This is a genomic window from Paenibacillus sp. 481, from assembly GCF_021223605.1.
Classification (GTDB): Bacteria; Bacillota; Bacilli; order Paenibacillales; family Paenibacillaceae; genus Paenibacillus_B.
In genome coordinates, this window is sequence record NZ_CP075175.1 from 308535 (window position 1) to 320782 (window position 12248).

Genomic DNA, 12248 nt, shown 5'->3' on the forward strand with positions numbered 1-12248 from the left:
GTCATATGCACGTCCTTTACGAAATAGGCGATGTTAGTATACACATATGAACCTGAAATTACTCCGCCAACAAAAGAACATCAAACCAAATAAACACCTCTTATTATTCAAGCGTAAGAGGTGTTTACTGAAGTTTAATGTTGATAGATAGTCTTAATGATAGCGTTCGCTTTTTGGACGGTTTCCAATTTCAATAAACGATAATGATCGACCATCGATTGCGTAATGGAAGATATACTTTGCAGCATTCCATCATATAAGGAGATTTGCTTATAAGTGAGCGCACTGTTAAGATACGCGTCAAATGCCGCTTCAAGCTCAAGTTCATTGAGCAACAACTTCCCTTTCATTTGGTAAAAATAGGCGAGTTTTGAACGTTTAAATGGTGTTGTGCGTATGTCTTGGATGGATTGTTCCATGTCTGCTTCGTATTGAAGAAGTCGTTTCGCTGCGTTGAGGTCATTTTTCGTGAGGTATAGATCCATAAGTTCGGTCACAGCATAAATGATGTTGTAAGCGGAAGCATGGTTCAAATAGTCAGCGAGCTGTAAAATAGCTGATTCGATGTCTCCTGTTTTGCCGAGCAGCATCGCTCGTCTCAGTTGCGCATTTTCTTTGATTTGCGGAAAAGAAAATGTGCTATATGTATCCAGATAAAATTGGCTAATCTCGTACTTACCTAAATAATAATACGCGTTGCTCACATTCAATATGGCGCTTGCCTTGTATTCACTGTCTGTCTTATCGTGCTCAATGACGTATTCACTTAGTCGGATCGCCTCATCGAAATGAAGAATACAGTATGCGTGAATACCAAGCACATAATGGAGCACAATCCGCTCACGCTCGGTTAGAAATTGAGCATATTTCAGTGCGTATTCACCTAATACGTACGTCGTATTCAACGTCGCAAAATCGTTCCGTTCAATTAAATATTGTTGATATAAACCTTTGGCCACAAAAGGCTGCATGCCGTGGTTTCGACAATGTTCCACGATTAGCTTGAGCAAAGCTAGTTTAACCGGTACCTCTTTAATCGTATTGACGGTTATGTACAATTGTTCCACGAGATCGTAACTGTCACCGTCAGCAGATTGCAGAAATTTAGCGGCAACAGCGGTTATTAAGCTCGTATTTGAAGTTTGTAAAGTCTCATGAAAAATGAGAAATAAAGCTGCTGACCGATGCTCTAATTCGATATACGGCTTAATAATATCCTCAGTCGGAATATGTAAAACTTCCGAAATGGTGCGGACCTTATTAAAGTCAGGCCGCCTTACTTCTCCGTTTTCGATTCTAGATAAATTGCTTTTATTCGTACCGGTCAATTCTTGCAGTTGTGCTAAAGTCATCTCCGCTTTACGTCGATATTTGTGAATAAGCTCCCCAAGAGGCGTTGTGACAGCACTCACATGTTTCTCCTCCTTTTAGACAAAAAGAAACCACTATAAGGTACACAAGTATAACTTACCACTAATATCCACGATTGTAAATTGTGATTTTAGCTCGAATATTGCCGGTTCAAAGGTTCATCGGATTGAGCTGCATGAGCAAATAAAGCGCTATTCCCCAAATAATAAAAGCAGATACTCGATTTAAAGCAAAAAGTAGCCTTCCTGATGAATGCAAGCTGCCCACCCATCTACCTGCACACGCTAAACCAGCAAACCAGCACCACGACACGATTACCGTCGCACCTGTAAAAGCCCATTTTTGTGCATCACTATAAACAAGCGAGCTCGTGCCGATTACACCAATCGTGTCTAAAATGGCGTGCGGATTAAGCAGCGACACCGATGCTGCGAACAACACTTGCCGACGAAGTGGCAGCGCCTCCTGTCGCTCAACGCGATTCGCTTGGCTGCGCCAGACGATCCACCCCATATATAGTAGAAATAAAATGCCGATTCCGAAAATAAGTTGTTTTAACATCGGAACGGTCAACACAACAAGTGAAACCCCTTGCACAGCCATTACAATTAACAACGTATCGCAAAGCGATGCGGTAATGAACGCTGGTGCCGCTCGCCATAAGCTCGGTTGGCTTGCTCCTTGGTTAAAAATAAAAACATTTTGTACACCTAGCGGCAAAATTAATCCAAATGCTAATATGATCCCATGCAGCATAGCTTCAAACATGATGTTCCTCCTTAAGATGATTATGTAAATGAAAAATTCGGGTCAGCAGGTTCAAGTGGGTTCAAGCAGATTCAAGCAGGTTCACTCACCTTCTGCAGCAAATGATTAGCCTCAATCCACCCCGCGCTGCCCTAACCACCGTTGCCTGTCTCATTGTATAGGAGGAATGGTCTATTTGTATCCATCCAAATGGTTGGTTTCGTACCCAACCAAATAAAGTCTAGTAAATTGAATACACGCTTAGAGATGTATATTGTTACCGCTCCGCCCCCCACCTATAATAGGTCATATAGGCTGAGCGTCGTTCAGCCTACTACTCTATGTTTTTAAGGGGGCCATATTATGACGCATATCCAACGTTCGCTGTGGCAGCCAGACCGTCATGCGTCAGAGCCGCTGTATAAACAGATTGAACAACATATTAAACAAAAAATCATTGCTGGAGAATGGACGGTAGGCATGAAGCTACCCTCCCAACGGACACTTGCGAGTTGGTATCAAACGAATCGCAGCACCATCGTGACGGCCATGGAGGAGTTGATGGCCCAAGGGTTGATTGCAGGCAACTCAGGTGGCGGAACACGCATTGTGAACGATGCGTGGAACTTGCTTGCTTCTACAGCACCACCTGACTGGGAAAGTTACGTTAAATCCGGCATCCATCATCCTAACTTGCCGGCGATTCAACAAATTAACGAAGCTGAGTTCCGCTCAGGTGTCATTCGGCTCGGTACAGGCGAGCTATCGCCGGACCTATTGCCGCAAGCCGACATGCAGAATGTGCTGCGCAAGCTAGCCGCAGCTCCTCTCAAGCTCGGCTACGAGGAACCGAAAGGCGACTTAGTGTTGCGCCAGCTACTATCGGAACGGCTACGAGCAGCACATATTCATGCTTCACCAGCGTCTATTTTGATTGTGTCTGGTGCTTTGCAAGCACTCCAGCTCATTGCAGTTGGCTTGTTGCAGCACGGCGCTTCCATCATGCTGGAACGTCCGTCTTATTTGTATTCCGTGCACGTCTTTCAATCTGCTGGTATGCGTATGCACGGCATCCCGATGGATGAACACGGAATCGATGTATCCGTGCTGCCGCACATCAAAAAACAATGCGGCGGTGCGCTCTTATATACGATCCCAACCTTCCAGAATCCTACAGGCACCGTGATGTCTGATGAACGTCGGGATCAGTTAGTAGCCGCATGTTCACAGATAGGGCTACCTATTATTGAAGATGCCGCTTATGAAGATTTGTGGCTGGAATCACCCGCTCCACCAGCCTTAAAAGCCCGTGATAAGCACGGCAGTGTCCTGTATGTCGGCAGCATGTCCAAGACGGTTAGCCCTGGCTTACGGCTAGGCTGGGTCGTGGGTACTGAGCCGGTCATTCAGCGGTTAGCTGATATCAAAATGCAAACCGATTACGGCTCTAGCTCCTTGTCACAGCAAGCAGCAGCTACGTGGCTCGCAAGCGGCATGCATGACGAGCATTTAGCACGGCTACGCGCGGCGCTGCGTGTGCGACGAGATGCGGTACTGCGCAGCTTGGAGCAGCATTTTTCCGGCCTTGCGGAATGGAGCATACCGCAGGGCGGCTTCTATATTTGGCTGCGCATTCGGCCACACCTATCGATGCGTGAATTGTTTGACCGCGCCTTGCACGACGGGATTGTACTAAATCCTGGTCATCTGTATGACCGTAGTGCCAAACCGTATTTGCGTATTTCATACGCCTACGCATCTATGGAAGAGCTAGAAACAGGACTACGCAAGCTGGCACGCCACATTCACAACCTTGGCCGCGTCACCACCTAACAACCAAAAAAGTCATGGAACAAATGTGCCAACGATCCCTCATTCTAGAGCGATCGCACACCTTTTATTCCATGACTTTTGATTGTATCACCGTATTCTCAGTGTTCTCTGTGTTCTCAACCTTCACATCGCTCACAGCACTTTCATCGTTCCCAGCAATTTCATCGTTCCAAGCGCTCTCAACGCGCTCAACATCACTAACGTTGTGAACCGCTTCAACGTATTCAGCATCCTAAATGCTAGCTCGTTACTCCGCTTCGTCTTCCTCGTCCGGATTGCGATTGTACTGCTCCACCAATCGATCCAGTCTACCCAACTGATAGCCATAATCATAAATGGCTGCTGCTACAATGGATAAGCGCAAGTTACCCTCATGACTATGATCCTGCATCTTAGAGCCCATTTGCTCCAAGAAGAGGCTATTTTCCGCTTCAAGCCGTTCTGCTTCCGTACAGTCCGGCTTGAGCTTGCCGTCATACTTCAAAAATAGATGCTCATGGAACTTAATAAGCTGTTCTAAATGGGCATCAAAACTCTTATCCGTCTGAATCGTTCGCGACGCTTGAAAGTAATGCTGCTCAATGACTTCGAGCACCGCAAATCCTTGGCGTACCGACTTCAGCATCTGCTTGTACACCACAAGCTGACGGGATTGCCTATACTTGGCCATCTTGAGCTTTTTCAGTTCCTCTTCAAACAGCACATATTTATCGCCCAACGACTTAAGCGCATCTTCAAGCTCCTGTTTCTCATCTCGATACGCACTTTCTTTCATTTCATCAGAAATGACCGTGCGAAGAAGGAGCGATATTTTTGCAAACACCGTGCGAATTTGTCCAATAAACTGTTCCTTTGGATTCGGCGGCAAAAAGAACACGTTAATGAGCGACGCCGAAGCAATTCCAATGACGATCAGTGAGAACCGGTGCAGTGCAAACACCCATTGACCGGAAGCCTCCATCACCACGATAACCGTGACCAGCGTCAGGCCGACCGTCTCCTCCATTTTCATCATCAATGTAATCATAATGACAAGAATACAAATAATCCCTATCGCTAATGGCTCGTTTGAAAAGAACATTCCCGCCACTAGAGCAATAGCCGAACCGACAAACACCGTTTGAATTTGCTCTAAAAAATAGCGCCAAGACCGGTAAATAGAAGGCTGCATGGCAAATACGGCTGCTATCGCCGCGATGACGGGGGAATTCAATCCGAACCAAACGCTCACATAGAGAGAAAGCGTTACCGCAATCCCTGTTTTAAGCACTCGGGCTCCAAAAGCCACAATTCCCACTCCTTAACTAAATCAATAAATGACAACCATCTTACCCTATTATCTTACACGGAAAATGAATCATTGCAAGCATGCCCCATATTCTGACTCTATTATACTGGCCTAATTGTATTCGAGATAGGGCAAGTGAACATTCCTTGTCTTACTGTCCTACATATATTATCTCATCACACGAGAGGAGTTGTTCTAATGTCTGGAAAGCATCACCAACAACAACCATCCAATGAAGCATGCCCGATTGTTTGTAAGCCTGTTACTTGCGTGAGAGATCAGTTTCACACTCAAGTCGTGCCTGTTATTCATCCGGTGAGAATTGTGAACAGACATAATATCGTTCCTGTTTATAGACATGTCTGGACTTACACAGAAGAAGACGTTGCTGGTTCCCAATACAACGGCAATGTCGCTGGTGTAGGTGACAACGGATATGGCAACAATGTCGGTGGTTATGGTAACGGCAATAATGTCGGTGGTTACGGCAACGGCAATAATGTCGGCGGATACGGCGGCGGTGGATACGGATGCGACCCTTGTAACGTAGGTGGATACGGCGGCGGATACGATAAACCGTGCGGCATCTCTAGCAAAAAAACGAAGAAGAAAAAGAAAAAATAACAGGCCTCAATCATGATCTCTTTTAAACGAAACCGATCATGATGAAACACCCCCAGTATTGTGCGTATGCTGGGGGTGTTGTATGATTTTCAATGTTCATTACAATACGATACATGACAAGTACTCGCCATACATAACCATCCATCATCAAATGCTAATAAGGCAACTCGCACATTCATCGATTCTCTCTTCCATACGCTTGCAGCAACGCTTCAACGACTGGAATGACGGGCTGACTAATAGAAGTCGGAAGTTCATGTATGGGAAAAAAGCGAGCCTCCTTGCTTTCAGCATCAATAACAAGCTCACCATTGTATTGACGCGTCATGAACACGACATCAACATTGTACACCTCGTCCCCATGAGGATACTTGTAGTAAAGTCGCTCCCCCGAAAATACATTAAACAACTCCAACTGCTCTGCAACTAAGCCTGTCTCTTCCAATAGCTCACGAGCAGCTGCTACTCTCACATCTTCGCCCAATTCCAGCGCTCCACCTGGGAAACACCAGCTGTCATTATCCATTCTTTTCAGCATGAGTACATGTCCTAGCGTATTCAATACGATTACACTAGCACCGCACATTAACAGCGGTCGTGTTCCTACTATTTTTCGCAGCTCGCTTATATATTCTCTCAATTGCCCAACCCCCAACCAACATAAATAGGAATATTTACCCATCTATGATCATAGCACAAGGATACTCATGCTGTTAATGGTCGGCAAATAAGTTTATGCACGCGGATACGTTTACTGAATTGGCGATTCCGCTTCTTAATCAAACCTTGTCTTGAATTTTAATATAAAACACAAAAAGAGCTGAATTCAGCTCTTTTTGTGTACTAGATGAACATTGCAATTGTATAAGTCGCACGTCCACTGCTGCTCTGGACGGCTAATAATCGTAATCGCCGTATTGTTAATCTTATCTGCTTCTTGAAGCTCAGGAAACAAATGATGCAAGATGCTCCGCAGCAATGCGCCGTGTGTCACGATCAAGATGTTGCGACCTGGATGATTAGACACGATCTCCTCTACACAACCGATCCCCCGCTCAGCTCCACTCTGCTTACTTTCCAAACCAAGATCAAGCTCCCGCCACTGCGGTCCCCATTTTTCTAGTCGCTCTTGTTCCGTTGTGCCTTCGATTTGACCACCTGACATCTCTCGCAAGCGCGTATCAATCTGAACGTCCAACCCTAATCGTTCAGCAACAATTTCAGCCGTCACCTTCGCACGTGCCAAGTCACTGGCGTACACAACGTCCCATTGCTCTTCGCTCAAACGTTGTGCGAGCGCATGTGCCTGCTGTATTCCATCCTCATTTAATGCAATATCCGACAGCCCTTGAGCCCGGCCTTCACTATTCCAATTCGTGCTGCCGTGGCGAATAAGTCCAATTCGCGTCATGATGTTCTCCTCCTGCCCGTCATTCGTTACGTCATTTTTTTGTTGCGGAATATAAAGTAGATGATGATTACAAAAATAAGACTTATGGCAAGCCGAGGCAGTTGCTCCCCGCCACGGATTAGATCGTGGCCAATAATCGTCTCTAACGCAATCGATGGAATTTTGCCTACAAATGATACAAAGACAAAATCAGTAAACCGTATCGTCGATATGGCAGCTACGGCCGTGATAAGACCAGACGGCATTAGCGGCGTGAGACGCGCGATAAATAGCATCCAATTTTGCTGTCGTCTCGACGCACTGTGCAGCCGCTGCATCCATTGCCAGCGATCAGTACGTGCAGAAGACGTGCGATTCACTTTACTCCAGCCTAATCGGTATACCCAGAAGGAAACTATTAATCCTAGCGTTTCCCCCGCCAAAGAAATAAGTAAGCCAGGTACAATCCCGAATACAATCGCATTCGCGCCAGAAATAAACAAGGTGGGCACGACCCCAAGCAAGCTAATCAGAACATTGATTAGTATGCTAATAAGGACAGCCCACACTCCAAATTGTTGTAACCAAGCCGCAGCTCTGTCAATATCAAACCATGCATCCATATATGTACCAAGTCGCCCCTATCTACCCACATTACACATCACATTAATTGTACACTAACATTGATGCGTTTGGAATCGTAACGACTATAGAACTTATACCAACCATCGCGAGCTAGACTTTCAAAATATTTTTTTCCAAATCAGATGGAGGCAATGGTTTACTAAAGTAATATCCTTGTATATCGTCGCACCCGTACGCCGACAAGCAAGCTAATTGCTCCCGTGTTTCAACACCTTCAGCAATGACGTTTATTTTCAGATGATGTGCCATGGAAATGATCGTCGCTACAATCGCTTTGTCATTTTCGTTGTTCGTAATGTCTTTGATGAAGGACTGATCAATTTTCAGCTTACGAATCGGAAACTGTTTCAAATAACTAAGTGAACTGTAGCCTGTCCCGAAATCGTCCATACTAATCTTGACACCAATGTCCGTTAATTCATGTAAAATTTCAGTCGAACGCACCGCATCCATCATCATACTTTCCGTAATTTCCAATTCTAAATATTGCGGTTCAAGACCCGTTTCGGCTAATACTTCTTTAATAATGGTCACTAAGTTGCCCTGATGAAACTGTTGGGTGGATAAGTTAACCGAAATTGGAATACGTAACCCTACTTCATGCCAAGCCTGCATTTGAGTACATGCTTCGCGTAGCACCCAAGTACCGATCTCGCCTATTAAACCCGATTCTTCAGCAATCGGAATAAATAGAGCTGGTGAAATCGCTCCTTTTGTAGCATGATTCCAACGAATGAGCGCCTCGATTCCGATCAACGTATTATCTTTGATTTTAATTTGCGGTTGATAGAACACGGACAGCTCACCACGTTCAATCGCTCGTCTTAAATCGGACTCTAACTCGATCCGCTCCAGCAAATGATCGTCTAATTGCTCGGTATACGCTTGATAGCCGTTTTTCCCTTTTTTCTTCACTTCGTACATCGCCGTATCGGCATTTTTCAATAGCATGACCGTATCGTCGCCATGCTCAGGATATTGGGCAATGCCGATGCTAGCCGATACGTAAAAATCGTTATCTTTCAACCGATAAGGAAGCTGAATCTCCGCGATCAGCTGTTCGGCCAACATAGCCGTTGGTTGGCTATCTTCGCTGACATGATGAATAACGGTAAACTCATCTCCCCCCATGCGGGCCACAGTTGCTCGGAACCCAGAGGTAATACGCTGTAGCCGTTCACTGACCATTTTCAAAAAGGTATCCCCATAAGCATGACCAAGTGAATCATTAATCATTTTAAAGCGGTCAATATCGAGTACCAAGATCGCAAAATTCGTATTTGCGATTTGAGATTGTTCAATGGATGACGTTATCATTTGGTTCAAATAACGACGGTTAGGCAAGCCCGTCAATTCATCATGAAAAGCTAAATGCTGAACGCGCTCTTTCGCCTGTTTCTCTTCGGTAATATCTTTTGCAATGACATAATTGCCTACGACTTCACCTCTAATCACAACAGGAACGTTGATTACGCTAAGCTCGACCTGATGCCCATCTTGGTGCATAATCGCAGTCTCGTATATTTGTCGTAGGCCGTGCAGCGATTTTTGAAACAGCTGTCTCGTTTTGTCTCGTTCCTCATCCACGATGATGGTCAAGATAGAAGAAATATGTTTGTTCTCATATTGCGTCCGTAACAGTCCACTTATTTGTGCCGCAGCTGGATTAATCATTAAAATACGACCTTTAATGTCAACCGAAATAATTCCGTCTGTATTGTTCTCATATAATGATTTGTACCACTTTTCATGATCCTTAAGCTCGGAATCTTTCCGTGAAAGTCGCTTATCTACGATTACGCCCAACATGGCGAATACGAACGTCAATATGCTTCCGCCTGTTATAATATAGGACATCAAATCAGGATCAAGCTCTATACCAGACGACAGCATATGAACACCACCCTCGTGAAATCGTGCTGCTTCCATCCCTGTGTAATGCATGCCAATAATGGCTGCGCCCATAATTAATCCGCTGCCCAGCTTTTGCAGCACAATTCCTCGCGACTGATCTTGCCGAAAATAAAAAGCTAGCCATAACGCGACGATTGAGGCGAAAATCGCAATAACGATCGAAATGAAAAATATAAACGGATCGTACGTGATTTGGATGAGCATCGCTTCCATCCCGATATAATGCATGGCACTGATACCCGTTGCCATTAACATGCCGCCTGTTAGGAGGCGCTTCACTCCCAGCTCATCGCGGCCAACCACATATAACGCGATAAATGCCGCTAAAATCGCGACGACAACCGATATGAGCACGAGCACCATATCGTAAAGTATCGGAAATGGTAAGGAGAACGCAAGCATGCCGACAAAATGCATCGACCAAATGCCCACGCCCATCGCACTCGCACCACAAATGAGCCACTTTACGCGAGTCATTCCGTTTGCTGCTCGCACTCTTCCTGCCAAATCAAGCGCTGAATAAGAGGCTAGCACAGCAATGATATAAGATAAAATAACTAGAAATTGATTGTATGTACCGTGCATTCCGTGATCGTGTTCCATGTATTGCTCCTCTTTCGCTACACTTTAGCTGCACTGCTAGCGATAAATTTTGCTTGAAGCGTAGCCGTCAATTCCGTTAGCCGCGAGATCGCATCGTTCACTTCTGACGCGGCGCCCATTTGTTGAACGTTCATCGCCATTAACTGTTCAACAGACGCGACACTTTCCTCTACAATAACAGATATGTTCGTCATGTCTTTGAATACGAAGCTAGATTTAGAACGAATAAGTTGCAGCAACTCATCCAACTGGACAATAATGTGCACGGTGATATCCATCGTCTCATGAATACGCGATAAATGATGCACGACGGATTCACTTTGCTGCAAAGATTCATCAACCGCGCTGCGTCCCGTTACAATTTGTGCAGTCGATGTTTCACTTTCGCTTCGTATTTTCGTTAGAATTTGTCTGATTCGATCCGTAGCTTGGTCACTTCGCTCAGCTAGTTTACGAATTTCTTGCGCGACGACGCCAAATCCTCTACCATGTTCGCCCGCTCTCGCAGCTTCTATAGAAGCATTTAGGGCCAGCAAATTGGTCTGACTGGATACTTCCTCAATCGTTGTCATAATTTCTTCAACTTGCTGCGATGATTCGTTTAATTCAAGTACAGTATCTTCCGCAATATGTATCGAATGGGTCACTTCATTCATGCGCTCAATAAGCAAGCTCATACTGTGCATACCATCAGCAACTACATCTTGTGAATGATCAGCTTTCTGTTTAAGTTCAGCAGATTGTACAGCTGTCTCTCGTATTAAATCACCCATCTTATGCATGATGGATTCCATGTTTTTAATAGAAGCATCCTGTGTCTCTAACCCATTAGACACTACCTTATAGGCGTTCATCACGTTTTCATTGATTTGAATTTGATGATCAGATTTGGTAGAAACAACACTCGTAGATTGATGAATCGTTTCCGATAACTCGTTTAGAGATTCGAGCAAAGACACCAGTTGCTCGTGTTTTTCGTTTTTCTCCGATTCCAAAATCTGTTCTATTCTTCTTTTTGAAATAAGCTGTAGGCTCGTTGCAGTAGATGTCAAAATGAGAAACAATGCGTGTATCGTAAGCATAACAAAAGAATAAGAGGATACGCCGAATACTAGCTCTGGCCAGAAGAAAAAGCCTGCTAAATGTTGAATCGCAAATAAGGTGGTCATCATAGCCATTAAAGAGATACGTTCATAGTAAGCGGCAATCGCCAACACCATAAAGATAGAGAAATGAAACTCTACTCCGCCACCTCCACCACTAATCATCGAAATGCTACCGAATGTGAGCGTTAAAATATTGAGCAATGGAATATGGCTATGGTCTGGCTTGCTTCGATACCGCCAAAAAGTAGCGAGCAACAATAGGATTGGAATAGCTAGCAGAAGCATCTTGGGCACAAAAGGATCTACGTAATGTTCATGTCTAGTACCATGCAACATGATTGAATCAGAGAGCAAATCCGTTTGGTAATACAATAAATATATAAGACAACTTAGCAGTGTCGTTCCTAAAGAAAGAAGCAGCATTAATTTATTTTTGCGGGCAATCAAAATAAATGCACAACCTTTCATTACCTTTAATGTAATTTATCCTAATATAACCATATATGATTGTGATTAATAGTTCTTAACACCTAGTTTATTATAGTATTATCTGAATTAATGTCAAACTGCGCAAATGAACATATAGTGCTTTTTTCCCACCAATTCCCCTTGCTTAGCATCCACTACGATAGATCTCTAACGAATGCCTTCGTTTTCTGTTATTACATCCTATTTTCAGTAGTCATTTCATATAATTTATGCACCAACTTGATAGATTCCAAATATA

General features: G+C 44.4%; 10 protein-coding genes. 2 read left to right on the top strand and 8 right to left on the bottom strand.

Going from position 1 to position 12248, the window contains the following annotated elements:
• Nucleotides 1-134: 134 nt before the first annotated feature.
• Both KIK04_RS01175 and KIK04_RS01180 read right to left on the bottom strand, forming a co-directional pair.
• Complete coding sequence (locus KIK04_RS01175; protein WP_232276534.1) at nt 135-1412, bottom strand: helix-turn-helix domain-containing protein; 1278 nt, start codon at nt 1410-1412, stop codon at nt 135-137.
• A 109-nt stretch (nt 1413-1521) separates the two neighbouring features.
• On the bottom strand, nt 1522-2139 hold the full coding sequence (locus KIK04_RS01180; protein ID WP_232276535.1) for a LysE/ArgO family amino acid transporter: 618 nt from the start codon (nt 2137-2139) through the stop codon (nt 1522-1524).
• 351 nt (nt 2140-2490) lie between these two features.
• Between KIK04_RS01180 and KIK04_RS01185 the strand changes: the two genes are divergently transcribed.
• Nucleotides 2491-3951 carry an aminotransferase-like domain-containing protein gene (locus KIK04_RS01185; protein WP_232278540.1) on the top strand — a complete coding sequence of 487 codons (1461 nt, stop codon included), beginning with the start codon at nt 2491-2493 and terminating at the stop codon, nt 3949-3951.
• A gap of 247 nt (nt 3952-4198) precedes the next feature.
• On the opposite strand, the gene KIK04_RS01190 is transcribed toward KIK04_RS01185, so the two are convergent.
• Entirely contained in the window at nt 4199-5239 is a 1041-nt protein-coding gene (locus tag KIK04_RS01190) for an FUSC family protein (protein WP_232276536.1), read from the bottom strand.
• A 198-nt stretch (nt 5240-5437) separates the two neighbouring features.
• Between KIK04_RS01190 and KIK04_RS01195 the strand changes: the two genes are divergently transcribed.
• The gene (locus KIK04_RS01195) at nt 5438-5863 is read left to right on the top strand and encodes a hypothetical protein (protein ID WP_232276537.1); all 426 of its coding nucleotides are present in this window, start codon (nt 5438-5440) and stop codon (nt 5861-5863) included.
• Between the two features lie 175 nt (nt 5864-6038).
• Here KIK04_RS01195 and KIK04_RS01200 read toward each other — a convergent pair whose 3' ends face one another.
• The 5 genes from KIK04_RS01200 to KIK04_RS01220 form a co-directional block, all read right to left on the bottom strand.
• Nucleotides 6039-6503: an NUDIX hydrolase gene (locus KIK04_RS01200; RefSeq protein WP_232276538.1), complete on the bottom strand. Its 465-nt coding sequence runs from the start codon at nt 6501-6503 to the stop codon at nt 6039-6041.
• 186 nt (nt 6504-6689) lie between these two features.
• Nucleotides 6690-7274, bottom strand: coding sequence for a histidine phosphatase family protein (locus KIK04_RS01205; protein ID WP_232276539.1), 585 nt, complete (start codon nt 7272-7274; stop codon nt 6690-6692).
• Between the two features lie 26 nt (nt 7275-7300).
• Complete coding sequence (locus KIK04_RS01210; RefSeq protein ID WP_232276540.1) at nt 7301-7876, bottom strand: TVP38/TMEM64 family protein; 576 nt, start codon at nt 7874-7876, stop codon at nt 7301-7303.
• Nucleotides 7877-7988: 112 nt separating this feature from the next.
• Nucleotides 7989-10415 carry an EAL domain-containing protein gene (locus KIK04_RS01215; protein ID WP_232276541.1) on the bottom strand — a complete coding sequence of 809 codons (2427 nt, stop codon included), beginning with the start codon at nt 10413-10415 and terminating at the stop codon, nt 7989-7991.
• A gap of 17 nt (nt 10416-10432) precedes the next feature.
• A complete protein-coding gene (locus KIK04_RS01220) occupies nt 10433-11989 on the bottom strand; it encodes a methyl-accepting chemotaxis protein (protein ID WP_232276542.1) in 1557 nt (518 codons plus the stop codon).
• Between the last annotated feature and the right edge of the window lie 259 nt (nt 11990-12248).

Excerpts from the sequence above, each read along its gene's own strand:
- KIK04_RS01205 (WP_232276539.1), bottom strand. The coding sequence starts at position 7,274 with ATGACGCGAATTGGACTTATTCGCCACGGCAGCACGAATTGGAATAGT.
- KIK04_RS01220 (WP_232276542.1), bottom strand. The coding sequence starts at position 11,989 with ATGAAAGGTTGTGCATTTATTTTGATTGCCCGCAAAAATAAATTAATG.
- KIK04_RS01215 (WP_232276541.1), bottom strand. The coding sequence starts at position 10,415 with ATGGAACACGATCACGGAATGCACGGTACATACAATCAATTTCTAGTT.
- KIK04_RS01210 (WP_232276540.1), bottom strand. The coding sequence starts at position 7,876 with ATGGATGCATGGTTTGATATTGACAGAGCTGCGGCTTGGTTACAACAA.
- KIK04_RS01180 (WP_232276535.1), bottom strand. The coding sequence starts at position 2,139 with ATGTTTGAAGCTATGCTGCATGGGATCATATTAGCATTTGGATTAATT.
- KIK04_RS01195 (WP_232276537.1), top strand. The coding sequence starts at position 5,438 with ATGTCTGGAAAGCATCACCAACAACAACCATCCAATGAAGCATGCCCG.